Origin of the sequence: Caballeronia jiangsuensis (assembly GCF_046030135.1) — a bacterium.
GTDB classification, from domain to species: Bacteria; Pseudomonadota; Gammaproteobacteria; order Burkholderiales; family Burkholderiaceae; genus Caballeronia; species Caballeronia jiangsuensis.
Genome location: NZ_JAQQDB010000007.1, coordinates 151,945 through 166,808 on the forward strand (window position 1 = coordinate 151,945; position 14,864 = coordinate 166,808).

Consider the following 14,864-nt stretch of genomic DNA (forward strand, 5'->3'; position numbering starts at 1 on the left):
CGCATGATTGCACGCAGTTATCTGTTCGTTCCGGGCGATCGTCCGGAGCGTTTCGACAAGGCATTGGCGACAGCGGCGCATCGCGTCGTCATCGATCTGGAGGATGCGGTCGCCATCGACGCGAAAGCACAGGCTCGCACGCAGATCGCGCAATGGTTGCAATCGCCGCTATCGGACGAGGTGCGCGAGCGCGTCGTGATACGCGTGAATGCGTATGGCACGCCGTGGCACGAGGAAGATGTGTCGATGGTGCGCGCGGCTAACGTGCGCGCCGTCATGGCGCCGAAGGCCGAGGACGCGGCGCAACTCGCCGATATCGCGGCGCGCTGTGTCGAGGGTGTCGAGCTGATCGCGCTGGTGGAAAGCGTCGCGGGCGTGGTGCGCATGCGCGCGATCGCGCAGAGCGGACGCGTCGCGCGGCTCGCCTTCGGTTCGTTCGATTTCGGCGTGGACGCGGGCATCGATGGCACCGCGCGCGAGCTGGATTACGTGCGCTCGCAGTTCGTCATCGAGTCGCGCTTTGCGGGACTGCCGCCGCCGGTCGACGGCGTGACGCTCGCCACCGGCGATATCGATGCGATCAACGCCGACGTGCTCGATGCGCGCCGTTTCGGTTTCGGCGGCAAGTTATGCATCCATCCGAAGCAGGTCGAGGCGGTGAACACGGGTTTCGCGCCGAGCGGGGCGGAACGCGATTGGGCGGCGCGTGTTCTGGCCGCGCTCGAAGCCAATCCGCGCGGCGCGATTTCGGTGGACGGGAAGCTCGTAGACAAGCCGATCGTCGATCGTGCCCGACGAATTCAGGCCGCGTGAAGCGGACATGAGGAGATAAGAGGAATGAAGGTTCTGGTGCCGGTCAAGCGTGTGGTCGATTACAACGTCAAGGTCCGGGTGAAGTCGGATAACACGGGCGTCGATATCGCCAACGTGAAGATGTCGATGAATCCGTTTGATGAGATTGCTGTTGAAGAAGCAGTGCGATTGAAGGAAGCGGGCGTTGCGACGGAAGTGATCGCTGTGTCGTGCGGTGTGACGCAGTGTCAGGAGACGTTGCGCACCGCGCTGGCCATCGGCGCGGATCGCGCTGTGTTGGTGGAAACGTCGGAAGACTTGCAGCCTTTGGCCGTCGCGAAGTTGTTGAAGGCGCTCGTCGATCAGGAGAAGCCCGAACTCGTGATTCTCGGCAAGCAGGCTATCGACGACGATTCGAATCAGACTGGTCAGATGCTTGCTGCATTGGCAGGTCTGCCGCAGGCGACGTTCGCATCGAAAGTCGTGGTCGCGGATGGCAAGGCGACTGTATCGCGTGAAGTCGATGGCGGCGCGGAAACGCTTTCTTTGAAGCTTCCCGCTGTGGTCACGACTGACCTGCGCCTGAACGAGCCGCGCTATGTGACGCTGCCGAACATCATGAAGGCGAAGAAGAAGACTTTGTCGACGGTGAAGCCCGCCGATCTGGGCGTCGATGTTACGCCGCGTCTGAAGACGCTGAAAGTCGTCGAGCCGCCGAAGCGCAGCGCGGGCATTACGGTTCCCGACGTGAAGGCATTGGTCGAAAAGCTGAAGAACGAAGCGAAGGTAATCTGATGACGACTCTCGTAATTGCGGAACACGACAACGCATCGATCAAGGCAGCGACGTTGAATACGATTGCGGCTGCGGCGAAGATCGGCGGCGATGTGCATGTGCTGATCGCGGGTTCGAACGCGCAGGGCGCGGCGGATGCGGCGGCGAAGATCGCGGGCGTTTCGAAAGTGCTGCTCGCCGATGCGCCTCAACTCGCGGAAGGTCTCGCGGAAAATGTCGAAGCGACGGTACTGAACATCGCGAAAGATTATTCGCACATCTTCGCGCCCGCGACGGCTTACGGTAAGAACATCGCGCCGCGTATCGCCGCACATCTCGACGTCGCGCAAATCAGCGATATCACCGCCGTCGATAGCGCCGACACGTTCGAGCGCCCAATCTACGCGGGCAATGCCATCGCAACGGTTCAATCGAGCGATCCGATCAAGGTGATCACGGTTCGCACGACGGGTTTCGATCCGGTTGCCGCAGACGGCGGAAATGCTGCGATTGAAAAGATTGAAGCCGCAGCCGACGCAGGCATCTCGCAGTTCGTGAGCCGCGAAGTGACGAAGCTCGATCGTCCGGAACTGACGAGCGCACGTATCATCGTGTCCGGTGGACGTGGGCTGGGCAGCGGCGAGAACTATACGAAAACGCTCGAACCGCTCGCCGACAAACTCAACGCGGCGCTGGGCGCATCGCGCGCGGCAGTCGATGCAGGTTATGTCCCGAACGATTATCAGGTCGGTCAAACTGGCAAGATCGTCGCGCCGCAACTGTACGTGGCAGTCGGCATCTCTGGCGCGATTCAGCATCTCGCGGGCATGAAGGACTCGAAGGTCATCGTCGCGATCAACAAAGACTCGGAAGCGCCGATCTTCAGCGTGGCCGATTACGGTCTCGTCGGCGATCTCTTCACGGTCGTACCGGAACTCGCGAGCACGCTGTGACGACGGATCGCGTGCCGCTGCACACGCGGCAGATCACACTGCAAGGCTTCAAACGCGCGGACGGTCTCTACGACATCGAAGGCCGTCTGCGCGATACGAAGTCATACGACCGCGCGTCGCACGGCGTGGTGGTCAAGGCAGGCGATCCCGTACACGAAATGATGCTGCGCATTACGATAGGCGTCGACTTCGTGATTCACGATGCGCATGCCGAGTCGATTACCGTGCCCTATGTCGGCCATTGCGACACGATCGCGCCGGAGTATCGGAAGCTGCAAGGCATGACACTCGCGTCGGGTTTCATGCGCGAGATCAGAAGCCTGTTCGGCGGTGTGCAGGGCTGCACGCATCTGACGGAGCTGATCGGTGCAGTGGCGACGGCCGCGTTCCAGACCATGAGCGAAGAGATCAACGCGAGCGGCGCCACGCGGCCGTTTCAAATCGACGGATGCCATGCGCTGCGTAGCGACGGCCCGCTCGTCGAAGCATTTCATCCGAAGTGGTACAGAGCGCGACCGCGCGCCTGAGCCTTGGTATGACCGCGATGAATCGTCGAAAAGGGATTTTGATCTGGCTGGCATGGTCGATGACGTTGGGCGCATCGATCTGGGGTATCGCCGGCGTCGCATTGGCTGGTGACGACATGGACACACGCGCTACCGATCTGCACGAAACCGTCGTCAAGGTGCCGGTGATCGAGCGCGGGCTCTTCGGCGAACACGAACGCGACATCGTCGCGACCACCTATATGCCCGACGGCGACGGACCTTTTCCGTTGATCGTGTTGAGCCACGGCAGTCCGCCTGATCCGAGGGACCGCCCGAAGGTCGGCCGCTACCGTGAATTGCCGCAAATCCGCACATTCGTCGAGCTCGGCTTCGCAGTCATCGTGCCGATTCGCCGGGGCTTCGGCGCTACGGGCGGGACTTATGAAGAGGGCTTCGGTTCATGCAAGAACCCCGACTATCTTCAGGCAGGCAAGGACGCGGCGCAGGATGTGCTCGCAGCCATCGCCTATGCCGCGACGTTGCCCCAGGTCGATAGGGATCACGTCGTCCTGGTGGGTCAGTCGGCAGGCGGATTCGCGTCTCTTGCAGCGGCGAGCTATGCGCCGAAGGGGCTGGTCGCGGTCGTGAACTTCTCGGGTGGTCGCGGTGGCGACCCGGCGAAACATCCGGGCATACCCTGCGGCCCGCAACAGATGGCCGACGCGATCCGGCATTTTTCATCGACGATAAAAGTGCCGGTCCTTTGGCACTATGTCGAAAACGATTTGTACTTTGCGCCCCAGATCGTGGCGACCTGGTTTGCAGCGTTTCAGGCGGCTGGCGGTCAGGGAGAGATGATCGTCGAGCCGCCTTTTGGAAGGAACGGTCACGGGATGTTTGCCGTCACCGATTCCATTCCCATCTGGTTGCCGCACGTCGAGCAGTTCCTTTCCCCTCTGGTGTCGATGAAGCCGTAACCAGAGCGGAACCACTGTGCACCGATCAATCCAACATCAGGCCTTCGGCGCAAGCCACGAATCTTCGGCTTCGATACCGTCCGGTTCGTAGGTCCACGTGATCTTCTCGTACGTGAACGCGAGGTCTTCCATGTGGCCCATTTGCTTGTTGTTCGGGTCCAGCGCGTTCGGCGTCCACGACTTCATGTTCGTCAGAATCGCGTTCGACAGCTTCACGGTGTAGTACTTCTCTTCCGTGCCCTTCGGCGAGATGCGATAGAACTCCAGCGACACGTCCTTCATCTGCTCGCCCGAGGTCAGCGCCTGAAACAGCTTGGGCGAGGACTTGTCGATTTCCTTGGTGATCGTCATCGCGCCATGCACGCGCTTGCCGGTGGGCAGACCCGTTTGCGGGCTCTTCGGGATTTCGATGGTGTGATCGACGGCCTGGACGAGAATCTTTCCTTCGTGACCCTGGACTTTGTTCGAGCCTTCGATCTTGCCTTGATTTTGGCCTTCGAGGGTGAGGTAGCACGGCATCGGCATGATTTGTTCTCCGGTTTGATTGGCGCGTTTCGTTTAGCGCATGAGATGTATTCTGTGGACGCGCCGTTACCGCCGAGTTTCAGAAAAGCGGATTCAGGTTAAGAATGAAACATGAGGCTCATCCCACTTTGTCGAAACTCAGCTGAAGAACTTTCCGAGCGTGATCGTGACCGACTGCGTCGCCGTCAGTCCGATGGACGGATTCTGGTTGCAGACGTCGTCGTACGGGAAGGCGTAGGCGAGCGAGTTCGTGCTCAGTCGATGGAACAACTGCGCCCACGGATTGAAGACGAGCGTGTTCGGGTTCGCGATCTGATAGAAGGTGGCTGCATCGTTCTTGCAGGTCGCATCGGCGAGCGTGTTCGACATCACGCCTCGGTTGAACGCGGCGGCCAGCATCTTCTGCACGTTCTTGGCGGCGTCGCTGCCGGTCGCGAGGCTGTTCGCGCACTGCCAGACGTCATAGCTGGAGATGCCGGGCGTGCCCGCGCCGCCGACCGTGAACGCCGCGGTGCCGCTCGCGGTCGATCCGGCGTAGAACGTCAGGCCGACACCGGATTGCACGATGCCGGTGTAGGTGCCCGTCGCGAGATCGGTGACCGACAGCGGCGTGGTGGTCCACGTCTGATACCAGTTTTCGATGGTCTGATCGAAATACGTCAGCAGCGAGCCGCTGTACTGGTTCTGCGCCGAGATGCTCTTGGGCGAGAGCGCACGCAAGGTGACGCTGCCATTGACCGCGAGTGCCGCCGGAAACGCGGACGGCGCGGGCACGCTCTGCGGCAGGTAGAACGCGGCGGGCAGCTTCGACACCGCATCCAGGATAGCCGGACGCGACGAATCGTACTGACCTTGCTGTGCGCCGCCCGGCGTACCGTTCAGCAATAGCGGAAAGCCGAACTGATCGACCTGCGTCGTGTTGCCGTTGAAATTGCCGTCGCTGTCGAAGGAGAATTCGATCCAGTCGAACAACGTAAGTGAGCCGGGACCGTCGACGGTCACCGGGGCCGTGTATGCGCTGCTGCTGAGCGCCGTGAACGGCAGTTTCGGCACACCGACGGACAGATAAATGCGGCCGCTGAACGCCGCTGTGCCGGTGCCCAGACCCGGAATGCTCGTTGCGTTGAGCTTCGACAGATCCAGTACGAAGCTGGAACCGACAGTGAGCGGAATGCTGTAATCGGCCCATGCGAGCGGATACGTTTGGGCAAGCGCCGCGGCTTCGCTGCCGGGTAGCGCGGACGAGCCGGGGAACGTCTTCGCGGCGATCGTGTTGTCGGCGGCGCTCATCACGTGGGGCGTGCCGGTCGAGTCCACCCAGTACTGCGTCACGCCGGAGGCGAGACTCGTCTCGCCGATCACGTAGGCATAGACGGCCGTACCGGTCGGCAGATCGGTGTGCGTGAGATCGAGCGTCAGCGGCGTCTTCGCGGTGGATTGCCCGCCTCCTGCCTGCGGCCCGGACGGCGAAGCGGGACCGGATGACGACGCCGTGGATCCCGATGCCGGATTCGAACCCGAACCGCCTCCGCATGCCGCGAGGAGGCCCGATGCCCCCATGCCGAGAAGAAAAGTGCGTCGGCTGATGGATTTGGTCGTCATCTTCGGGTCCTTCGTCGGAGCATACGGTTAAAGGCGGCAGGGTAGATAACCCGCGCCAGGGGATACGCGTGCGAGGGCTTCCTGGCACAACGCAGGTTTCGGGAACTGATCGGGTTATCGGCAAGCGAAGGCGGTGGCTTGAGGCTAAGCGGCGCCCAATCCTCTCGGGCGGCGCGTCACGACGGGGCTGAAGATGGGAGATTCGAGAATAGTTTCGCTGGACCCCGGGCTGGTGCCTTAAGGTCTCTGGCGAACCCCCACGATCAATTTCCGCGTGCGCCCATGCGCTTGCGAATCTCCGAGTCGAGAATCAGCCGCCCCCGCAACTTGCCCTTCATGCGCTTCACATAGCGCGGCGCCTCGGTCATATGGATCACCATCAGTTCGCGCACCTTGTCCGCGTCCCGTGCGCGCGCCGCTTCCGTGATCGCCTTATGAATCTTCACATTCGCGCGGCCGAAGCGCTCATGCTCGGCTGGCGGCGTGTCGTTCCTGAACTCGATGAGCTGCCGGATCATCTCGTTGATGAGCTCGCACGTGAAGCGCAAAAAGGGATTGGGGTTTGCCGCGGCGAGAATGTCGTGGAAGTTCACGTCTTCCTGACGTTGCCGCACGATGTCGCGATCCGGATGCTTCGAAGCAGGTTCGTCGCAACATGCGATGTTCGTTTCCAGCGCCGCGAAATCCTCGTCGGTGAGATGCGGCACCGCGCCCGCCGCAAGTTCGGGTTCGAGTAACTGACGCACCGTGTAGATGTCGTCGATGGTCACGTCCTTGAAGAACAGATAGTTCTGCAGCAGTTGCAAGGTGCGATCGAGCGGCACCTCGACGATCGTGCCGCCGCCCGAAGGCCCTGTCGTCACCTTGATGAGCCCTTGCACTTCGAGCGACTTGAGCGCCTCGCGCGTCGTGCTCTTGCTTACGGAAAAGAGCTGCTGCAATTCGACCTCGCGCGGCAGCTTGTCGCCGGGCTTGAGGTTCTTTTCCGTGATCAGCCGTTTGATCTCCTCCGCGACCAGGTCGGCGCGCTTCGGCTGCTTGATCGGCTGCTGCGCGATCTCGATTGCTGCGCCCGCGCGTTTTGCACGCTCCATCACCATGTCGATGCTCCCTGTCTTTGTCTGCTTTATACGCGCGCACGGCCCGCTCGTCAGACTTGGAATTTTGCCTTATTGACACGCGAATTTATTGTTTCTAGCATCAGGTTCATTCTATTTATCATGATAAATAGAATGAACCGGGCCGAGGCTTGAAGCTACCACGAAAATAAAGCGTAGCGGCTGCGCGGGTCATCTTCTCAAGGAGCGTCAATTTTGAATCGCCGAAACATGTTGAAGCTGGCCGCGCTGTCGGCCATCCCGGGATCGTTCGAAGCGCTCGTCGCAAGAAGCGCCTTCGCGCAGGGCTCGCCGATCCAGTTTGCGTGCCCGGTGCCCATGTCCGGTCCGTTCGCGGCAAACGGCAAGTACGCCGATCTCGGCATGAAGCTCGCGATCGAGCAATACGGCAAGGTGCTCGGCCAGCCGCTCGCCTACACGACGCTCGATACCGAGGGAAAACCCGCAACCGCCGTTCGGCGCGTGCAGGAAATCGCACAGCAAAAGAACGCGCGCTATTTCGCGGGCGGCATTCTTTCTTCGGAAGCGCTCGCGATGGGCAAGGAAGCCGAAAAGGCCGACGGCATTTTCATCACGACAGCAGGCGCGGATGAACTCACCGGCAAGGACTGCAACAGCGCGACGTTCCGCTGGTCGGTGCCGACTTTCGGTGCGATCGAGCAGACGGTGCGCCCGCTGATCGAATCGGTGCCCAAGGCGAAGCGCTGGTACACGATCACGCCGCAATATGTGTTCGGCGACGGCCTACTGTCCGCGGCGAAGAACATCTTCAAGGAGAAGGGCATCGAGCATGTGGGCAACAGCTATCACTCGCTCAATGAAAAGGAGTTCAGCGGCTATCTGACCAATGCGGTCGCCGCGAAGCCCGACGTTCTTCTCATTCTCAACTTCGGCTCGCAATCGTCGGACACGTTGCGCCAGGCGGTGAGCTTCGGCATGAAGAACAACTGCACGATCCTGATGGCATGGGCGTCGGGCCTGGAGCAGTTCGAAGCGCTCGGGCCGGATATCTGCGAAGGCGTGTATTTCGGCGCGCAATACTGGCATGCGATCGACGCACCGCTCAACCACGATCTCGTCAAGCGCGTGAGCGCGGCTTATAAGTCGAACCCGAACTACAGCCTCGCCGGATCGTATATCTGCACGAAAATTCTTCTCGATGGCATCGTGAAGGCGGGCACCGCCGATCCGAAGAAAGTCATCGCCGCGCTCCAGGGTATGAAGTACGCGGGCCTGACCGGTCCCGAAGAGATTCGCGCGGGCGATCATCAGGTGCTGAAGAATTACTATCTGCTGAAGGGCAAGCCCAAGAGCAAGATGAAAGACAAGGACGATTACGCCGACATCGTGAGTTCGGGTCAGTCGTTCCTGCCGCTCGACAAGACGCAGTGCAAGCTCGCCTGATCGCGTGATGTACTGACGCAGATCATTCTCACGCGAATGCGGGCGAGACCTGCATTCGCGCCGACACCTTTCTGATGCAAGGCCATGAACGTTTATCTGTTGCAGGTCGTGAACGGCATCGGCGTGGGCATGCTGTATTTTCTGCTCGCGGTCGGTTTGTCGATCGTGTTCGGGCTGCTGCGCTTCGTGAACTTCGCCCACGGCGCGTTCTATCTGTTGGGCGCGTACTTCTGCTATCAGGCGATGCAGTGGTCGATGAGCTTTTGGGCCGCGCTCGTCGTCGTGCCCATCGTCGTCGGCGCGTGCGCGTGGATCGTCGAGAAACTCGTGCTGCGGCATGTCTATGCGCAGCAGCATGAGTTCCATATTCTCGCGACGGTGGGTCTTGCGCTCGTGATACAGGAGTGCGCGATCATCGTGTGGGGACCGCTCGGCGATAACGTGGCCGTGCCCGACATCCTGAACGGCGTCGTGATGTGGGGCAGCTTCATCTACCCGAAGTACCGCCTCTTCGTGATCGCGTTCACGGCCGTGCTGGCGGGCGTTCTATGGTGGGTGCTCGAAGGCACGCGCCTGGGCAGCGCAGTGCGCGCGGGCAGTGAATCGAGCGAGATGGTGTCGCTGCTCGGCATCAACGTGACGCGCATCTTCAGTCTCGTGTTCGCGCTCGGCGCGGGCACGGCGGCGCTGGCGGGCGTGCTCGCCGCGCCGATACGCGGCGTCGATCCGTTCATGGGCATCGAGGCGCTCGGCGTTGCGTTCGTGGTCGTCGTGGTGGGCGGCATGGGCAACTTTCTCGGCGCGCTTGTCGGCGGATTGCTGGTCGGCATCGTGCAAAGCGTGATGAGCACGCTATGGCCCGAAGGCGCGCGTCTCATGATCTATGTCGCGATGGCGGCAGTGCTGCTGCTGCGTCCGAACGGATTGCTCGGGAGGACCGCGTGAATTCCAAGCTCGATTCGAATACATTGGACGTGAGCGTGCCCCAACGATCCCTCAGGCATTCGCTGCATCGATATCGGTTCCTGGTGCTCGCGGCGATCGTCGTCTGCATTCTGCCGATGACGATGCGTTCCGGATCGCTCGCCACCGAAGTGCTCGTCTATGCGCTCGCCGCGCTCGGCTGCAATCTGTTGCTCGGGCATACGGGCCTGCTGTCCTTCGGGCAAGGCATCTTCTTTGGCCTCGGCAGTTATAGCGCCGGCCTGATACTCACGAAGTCAGGACTGCAAGTACCCGTGGCGTTGCTCGGTGCGATCGTCGTGGGTGCGGTCGCGGCGGCCATCGTAGGATGGTTCTCGATCCGTCAGCGCGGCGCGTACTTCGTGATGCTCACGCTGGCATTCGGGCAGATGTTCTACTTTCTCGCCTACACGACGCCCGATCTCACCGGCGGCGACAACGGCCTGCTCGATATTCCGCGTCCTGCCTTGTCGATCTTCGGTCAGCCGCTCGTATCGATCGCATCGCCGTGGCAGTACTACGCGTTCGTGGCGGTGCTGTTCCTGATCGCGTTCTGGCTGATGCTGCGCGTGTCGCATTCGGTCTTCGGCCGCACCTTGCTCGCGATCCGCGACAACGAAGCGCGCGCCGCTGCCGTTGGTTACGACGTCAGGCGCTTCAAGCTCGTGGCGTTCGTGGTATCGGGCGCGGTCACGGGGCTCGCCGGCGCACTGCACGCGATGATGACGGGTATCGCGCCGCTCTCGAACATCGACTATCACACGAGCGAGATGATTCTCGTGATGACGGTGATCGGCGGCACGGGCAATCTCTTTTCCTCCGTGCTCGGCGCGGCGTTCTATGTGCTTTTCGCCGACTGGCTATCGACGCTCTGGCCGCGCTGGCTGCTGTTGCTCGGTCTCGTGCTGGTCGCGGTGAGCCTCTTCATGCAGCGCGGTTTGTGGGGACTGGGAGAACGCATCTGGCGCATGGTGAAGCGCGATCGGGGAGAGCCGGCATGAGCGTGTCGATACTGGAAGCGAAGGGCGTCGCGAAACGCTACGGCAAGTTCGCGGCACTCACCGATGTGCATCTGCGCATCGCGAGGAACACGGTGCATTCCGTCATCGGCCCGAACGGCGCGGGCAAGACCACGCTCTTTCATGTGCTGACGGGCACGGTGCCGATCACCGCGGGCAGTATCGTGTTCGATGGTCACGATGTGACGCACGAACCCGATCACCGGCGCGTGAAGCGCGGAATTGCGCGTTCGTTTCAGGTGACGAGTCTGTTTGCGAATCTTCCGGTGCGCGAGAATCTGCGGCTCGCCGCGCAAGGGGTGGATTCGAAGCGCGCGCTCGATGCATGGACGCCGCCGCGTGGCGCGCTCGAACATCGCGATACGGTCGATGGCATTCTGGAGCGCCTCGCGCTGCAACGTTTCGCATCGACGCAGGCGAGCGCGCTGTCGCATGGTCAGCAACGACGCCTCGAAGTAGGCATGGCGCTCGCCGCGCGGCCGAAGGCGATCTTTCTCGACGAGCCGACCTCGGGCATGGGCATCGACGATCTCGACGACATGAAGCATCTGATCCGCAGTCTGCGCGAGGACTACACGGTCGTTCTGATCGAGCACAACATGGATATCGTGATGGACATCTCGGACACGATCACGGTGATGCAGCAAGGCCGCGTGCTCGTCGAGGGCAAGCCCGCCGATATTCGCGGCGACGAGCGCGTGCGCAGCGCCTATCTCGGCAACATGATCACCGGAGGCCGCGCATGATGCTCGACGTCGATAACATCCACGGCTATTACGGCAAGAGCCATATCCTGCAAGGTGTTTCGCTGAAGATAGGCGACGGCGAGACCGTCACTCTGCTCGGGCGCAATGGCGCGGGCAAATCGACGACGCTCAAGAGCATCGCGGGCGTCGTGACGGTGCAGCAGGGCAGCGTGAAATTCAAGGGAGCCGAGCTTTCGAAGTTGCCGCCTCACAAGATCGCTGCGCGCGGCGTGTGCTTCGTGCCGGAGCATCGCGGCATCTTCAGGCTGTTATCGGTGGAAGAGAACTTGCGCCTCGGCGCGCGCAAGGACTCGCCGTGGCAGCTCGCGGACATCTATCGCATCTTTCCGCGTTTGCACGAGCGGCGCACGAACGGCGGCGGACAGCTTTCCGGCGGCGAACAGCAAATGCTCGCGATCGGACGCGCGCTGATGAATCATCCGCGTCTGCTGATGCTCGACGAGCCGGTGGAAGGACTCGCGCCGGTGATCGTCGAGGAAATCGTCGCGCAACTGAAGCTGATCCGCAAAGCGGGCGTGGCGATTCTTCTCGTCGAGCAAAATCTCGAAGTGTGCACGCAACTCGCCGATCGTCACTACATCATCGAGCAGGGGCGCATCGTGTACGAAGGCGCGAATGACGCATTCATCGCCGATGAATCGATCAAGGATCGTTATCTCGGCGTTGGCGTCGTCTGAAGGGCGTATCAGCAACACTCAGCTCAGGAACTCTGCATGCAAGCTCATGATCTGCCGGCGCTGGCCGGCTTGCGCATCGACGGTGCGCGTCTCTGGAACAGCCTGATGGAGCTCGCGCGCATCGGCGCGACGCCAAAGGGCGGCGTATGCCGACTGGCGCTTACCCCGCTCGACAAGCAGGGCCGCGATCTTTTCGTCGCGTGGGCGAAGGAAATCGGCTGCACGGTGCGCGTGGATGCGATCGGCAATATCTTCGCGCGCCGCGCGGGCACGCGCGACGATCTGCCGCCCGTGATGACGGGCAGCCACATCGATACGCAACCGACCGGCGGCAAGTTCGACGGCAACTACGGCGTTCTGGCGGGCCTCGAAGTCTTGCGCACGCTGAACGACAACAACGTGCGCACGAAAGCGCCGCTCGAAGTCGCCGTATGGACCAATGAGGAAGGCTCGCGTTTCGTGCCGGTGATGATGGGCTCAGGCGTGTTCGCGGGCGCATTCACGCTCGATCATGCGCTGGCGCAGACGGATCGCGAAGGCGTATCGGTGCGCGATGCGCTCGCATCCATCGGTTATGCGGGCGAACGCGTTGCGGCGCATGAAGTGGGTGCGTATTTCGAAGCGCATATCGAGCAGGGGCCGGTGCTGGAGGCGAACGACACGGTGATCGGCGTCGTGCAGGGCGCGCTCGGCCAGCGCTGGTACGACGTGACGATCGACGGCATGGAAGCGCACGCGGGCCCGACGCCCATGGAGTTGCGCCGCGATGCGCTGCTGGCCGCCGCCGATCTGATTCGCACGGTCAATCGCATCGCGCTCGATCACGCGCCGCATGGACGCGGCACGGTCGGCTGGGTGGACGTGCATCCGAATTCGCGCAACGTGATTCCGGGGCGCGTGAAGCTGAGCGTCGATCTGCGCGCCGCAGACGATGCCGCGCTCCTCGCGATGGACCGTGCATTGCGCGAAGCGTGCGCGCAAGCGGACTTGCCGGTGCAGGTAGACGAAGTTGTCTACTTCGCGCCGCAGCCGTTCGAAGCATCGCTGGTTGCTTCGGTGCGAGAGAGCGCGCAGGCGCTCGACCTGAACTCGATGAATATCGTGAGCGGCGCGGGACACGACGCCGTGTATCTCGCGCGTGTGGCGCCTGCGGCAATGATCTTCGTGCCGTGCAAGGACGGCATCAGTCACAATGAAATCGAGGATGCGCGCGCCGATCATCTCGAAGCGGGCTGCAACGTGCTCCTGCAAGCGATGCTGCGCGCGGCGAATGCGTCTGCCGAAGGCGTCGAAGGAGAGGCCGCATGAAGATTCTCATCGCGCGGATGAATCACGAAACCAATACCTTTTCGCCGGTCGCGACGCCGCTCGAGGCCTTTGGGCGCGAAGGCCCCTGCTATGGCGACGACGCGTATCGCGAGAATGCGGGCATGCGCACGGCGATGTCCGCGTTCATCGATGCCGCGAAGCGCGAGCATGCCGAGGTCCTCACGCCGATATCGGCATCGGCGAATCCGAGCGGGCGCGTGGCCGCTGCGGCTTATGACGCGATCTGCCAGGCGATCGTGGATGCCGCAGCAGGTTGCGATGCGGTGATGCTCGATCTGCACGGCGCGATGGTCGCGGAAAACTCGTCGGACGGCGAAGGCGATCTGCTCGAACGCGTGCGGCGCGCGCTGCCTCATGCGCCGATCGCCGTGTCGCTCGATCTGCACGCGAACGTCACGCAGAAGATGATCGACAACGCGGATGTGATAACGAGCTTCAAGACTTATCCGCACGTCGACATGTACGAGAGCGGCGAGCATGCGGCGCGGCTCTTGCTCGATCTCATTCATGGCAAGGCGAGGCCCGTGATCGCATGGGCGCAGCCGCCGCTGCTCACGCACACGCTCAGGAGTTCGACCGCCGGGGGTGCGATGAAGCGCGCCGTCGATGCCGCTCGCGCTGCCGAAGGCGAGGATGACGTGCTGGCCGTGTCGGTACTGTCGGGCTTCTCGCTTGCGGATATCGACGCGCCTTGCATCAGCGTCGTCGTCGTGGCGAATGGTGCGCGCACGAAGGCGCAGGAAATCGCGGACCGTATCGCGCGGCAGATCTGGGACGAGCGCGATGACTTCGTGTATCGCAGCGCGCCGCTTGCGCAATCGATAAGCGAAGGCGCCGCACTCGCGCGCGAGACCGACAAGCCCGTGCTGCTCCTCGATCACGGCGACAACTGCATGTCGGGCGGAACATGCGACACGACCGATGCATTCGAAGAAGCGTTGCAGCAAGGTCTCGATGGCATCGTCGTCGGGCCCTTGTGCGATCCCGAAGCGGTGGCCACGCTTTTCGAAGCAGGCGAGGGCGCGACGGTCACGGTCGGCATCGGCAACAAGCTTGCAAGCGTGGCATCACGCGGAAAGCCGCCGCTCGAAGTGACGGGTATCGTGCGTGCGCTGACCGATGGCGAGTACATCATCAGCGGCCCGACCTACACGGGACAACGCGCGTACATGGGTCGCGCCGCGGTGCTGGAAACGCCGGTTGCGCGCATCCTGGTCACGGAGCGGACGCACGAACCGTGGGATCTGGGCGTGTTCGAGAGCGTTGGTATCGATCCGCGCGGTGCGAGGTTTCTGATACTCAAGTCGCGCATGTATTGCCGCCCGGTGTTCGTGCCGATTTCGGGCGGACTCGTCGAATGTGATAGCCGTGGCGTCACGAGCTCCGACTATGGCCTTTTCTCGTTCGAGAAGCTGAAGCGGCCTGTCTATCCGCTGGATTCGGGCATCGGGTATTGATCGCGGGCGGGGTATAGCG

General features: G+C 62.1%; 15 protein-coding genes. 12 read left to right on the forward strand and 3 right to left on the reverse strand.

Annotated features, from left to right (window positions below; genetic code table 11):
* Positions 1-3 precede the first annotated feature (3 nt).
* The 5 genes from PQR08_RS09795 to PQR08_RS09815 are packed head-to-tail and all read left to right on the forward strand — an operon-like array spanning position 4 to position 3,984.
* The gene (locus PQR08_RS09795) at positions 4-813 is read left to right on the forward strand and encodes an HpcH/HpaI aldolase/citrate lyase family protein (protein WP_250487353.1); all 810 of its coding nucleotides are present in this window, start codon (positions 4-6) and stop codon (positions 811-813) included.
* Between the two features lie 24 nt (positions 814-837).
* Positions 838-1,587, forward strand: coding sequence for an electron transfer flavoprotein subunit beta/FixA family protein (locus tag PQR08_RS09800; protein ID WP_250487354.1), 750 nt, complete (start codon positions 838-840; stop codon positions 1,585-1,587).
* Positions 1,587-2,519 carry an electron transfer flavoprotein subunit alpha/FixB family protein gene (locus PQR08_RS09805; protein ID WP_250487355.1) on the forward strand — a complete coding sequence of 311 codons (933 nt, stop codon included), beginning with the start codon at positions 1,587-1,589 and terminating at the stop codon, positions 2,517-2,519. Before PQR08_RS09800 ends, PQR08_RS09805 begins: the two co-directional genes overlap by 1 nt.
* Positions 2,516-3,046: a DUF2889 domain-containing protein gene (locus PQR08_RS09810; RefSeq protein WP_250487356.1), complete on the forward strand. Its 531-nt coding sequence runs from the start codon at positions 2,516-2,518 to the stop codon at positions 3,044-3,046. The genes PQR08_RS09805 and PQR08_RS09810 overlap by 4 nt, the downstream gene beginning before the upstream one ends.
* An 8-nt stretch (positions 3,047-3,054) precedes the next feature.
* Entirely contained in the window at positions 3,055-3,984 is a 930-nt protein-coding gene (locus PQR08_RS09815; protein ID WP_250487357.1) for an alpha/beta hydrolase family protein, read from the forward strand.
* A 36-nt stretch (positions 3,985-4,020) separates the two neighbouring features.
* Here PQR08_RS09815 and PQR08_RS09820 read toward each other — a convergent pair whose 3' ends face one another.
* The 3 genes from PQR08_RS09820 to PQR08_RS09830 form a co-directional block, all read right to left on the reverse strand.
* The gene (locus tag PQR08_RS09820) at positions 4,021-4,509 is read right to left on the reverse strand and encodes an Hcp family type VI secretion system effector (RefSeq protein WP_035498061.1); all 489 of its coding nucleotides are present in this window, start codon (positions 4,507-4,509) and stop codon (positions 4,021-4,023) included.
* Positions 4,510-4,647: 138 nt separating this feature from the next.
* Positions 4,648-6,111: a beta-1,3-glucanase family protein gene (locus tag PQR08_RS09825; RefSeq protein ID WP_250487358.1), complete on the reverse strand. Its 1,464-nt coding sequence runs from the start codon at positions 6,109-6,111 to the stop codon at positions 4,648-4,650.
* Between the two features lie 263 nt (positions 6,112-6,374).
* On the reverse strand, positions 6,375-7,211 hold the full coding sequence (locus PQR08_RS09830) for a FadR/GntR family transcriptional regulator (RefSeq protein ID WP_250487359.1): 837 nt from the start codon (positions 7,209-7,211) through the stop codon (positions 6,375-6,377).
* Positions 7,212-7,424: 213 nt separating this feature from the next.
* On the opposite strand from PQR08_RS09830, the gene PQR08_RS09835 reads away from it, so the two are divergent.
* From PQR08_RS09835 to PQR08_RS09865, 7 genes are all read left to right on the forward strand, one after another.
* On the forward strand, positions 7,425-8,633 hold the full coding sequence (locus PQR08_RS09835) for an ABC transporter substrate-binding protein (RefSeq protein WP_250487360.1): 1,209 nt from the start codon (positions 7,425-7,427) through the stop codon (positions 8,631-8,633).
* 84 nt (positions 8,634-8,717) lie between these two features.
* The gene (locus PQR08_RS09840; RefSeq protein WP_062253968.1) at positions 8,718-9,578 is read left to right on the forward strand and encodes a branched-chain amino acid ABC transporter permease; all 861 of its coding nucleotides are present in this window, start codon (positions 8,718-8,720) and stop codon (positions 9,576-9,578) included.
* Entirely contained in the window at positions 9,575-10,597 is a 1,023-nt protein-coding gene (locus PQR08_RS09845; RefSeq protein WP_408161269.1) for a branched-chain amino acid ABC transporter permease, read from the forward strand. The genes PQR08_RS09840 and PQR08_RS09845 overlap by 4 nt, the downstream gene beginning before the upstream one ends.
* Positions 10,594-11,361, forward strand: a complete 768-nt coding sequence (locus PQR08_RS09850; RefSeq protein ID WP_035498072.1) for an ABC transporter ATP-binding protein — start codon at positions 10,594-10,596, stop codon at positions 11,359-11,361. Before PQR08_RS09845 ends, PQR08_RS09850 begins: the two co-directional genes overlap by 4 nt.
* Positions 11,358-12,059, forward strand: coding sequence for an ABC transporter ATP-binding protein (locus PQR08_RS09855; protein ID WP_250487362.1), 702 nt, complete (start codon positions 11,358-11,360; stop codon positions 12,057-12,059). The genes PQR08_RS09850 and PQR08_RS09855 overlap by 4 nt, the downstream gene beginning before the upstream one ends.
* A gap of 36 nt (positions 12,060-12,095) precedes the next feature.
* The gene (locus PQR08_RS09860) at positions 12,096-13,367 is read left to right on the forward strand and encodes a Zn-dependent hydrolase (RefSeq protein WP_250487363.1); all 1,272 of its coding nucleotides are present in this window, start codon (positions 12,096-12,098) and stop codon (positions 13,365-13,367) included.
* Positions 13,364-14,845: a M81 family metallopeptidase gene (locus PQR08_RS09865; RefSeq protein ID WP_250487364.1), complete on the forward strand. Its 1,482-nt coding sequence runs from the start codon at positions 13,364-13,366 to the stop codon at positions 14,843-14,845. Before PQR08_RS09860 ends, PQR08_RS09865 begins: the two co-directional genes overlap by 4 nt.
* The last annotated feature ends 19 nt before the right edge of the window (positions 14,846-14,864 follow it).

Bases quoted from the DNA above. Each gene is read 5' to 3' on its own strand.
- PQR08_RS09795 (WP_250487353.1), top strand. From the start codon at position 4: ATGATTGCACGCAGTTATCTGTTCGTTCCGGGCGATCGTCCGGAGCGT.
- PQR08_RS09805 (WP_250487355.1), top strand. From the start codon at position 1,587: ATGACGACTCTCGTAATTGCGGAACACGACAACGCATCGATCAAGGCA.
- PQR08_RS09820 (WP_035498061.1), bottom strand. From the start codon at position 4,509: ATGCCGATGCCGTGCTACCTCACCCTCGAAGGCCAAAATCAAGGCAAG.
- PQR08_RS09840 (WP_062253968.1), top strand. From the start codon at position 8,718: ATGAACGTTTATCTGTTGCAGGTCGTGAACGGCATCGGCGTGGGCATG.
- PQR08_RS09800 (WP_250487354.1), top strand. From the start codon at position 838: ATGAAGGTTCTGGTGCCGGTCAAGCGTGTGGTCGATTACAACGTCAAG.
- PQR08_RS09865 (WP_250487364.1), top strand. From the start codon at position 13,364: ATGAAGATTCTCATCGCGCGGATGAATCACGAAACCAATACCTTTTCG.
- PQR08_RS09830 (WP_250487359.1), bottom strand. From the start codon at position 7,211: ATGGTGATGGAGCGTGCAAAACGCGCGGGCGCAGCAATCGAGATCGCG.
- PQR08_RS09825 (WP_250487358.1), bottom strand. From the start codon at position 6,111: ATGACGACCAAATCCATCAGCCGACGCACTTTTCTTCTCGGCATGGGG.
- PQR08_RS09860 (WP_250487363.1), top strand. From the start codon at position 12,096: ATGCAAGCTCATGATCTGCCGGCGCTGGCCGGCTTGCGCATCGACGGT.
- PQR08_RS09855 (WP_250487362.1), top strand. From the start codon at position 11,358: ATGATGCTCGACGTCGATAACATCCACGGCTATTACGGCAAGAGCCAT.
- PQR08_RS09850 (WP_035498072.1), top strand. From the start codon at position 10,594: ATGAGCGTGTCGATACTGGAAGCGAAGGGCGTCGCGAAACGCTACGGC.
- PQR08_RS09815 (WP_250487357.1), top strand. From the start codon at position 3,055: ATGACCGCGATGAATCGTCGAAAAGGGATTTTGATCTGGCTGGCATGG.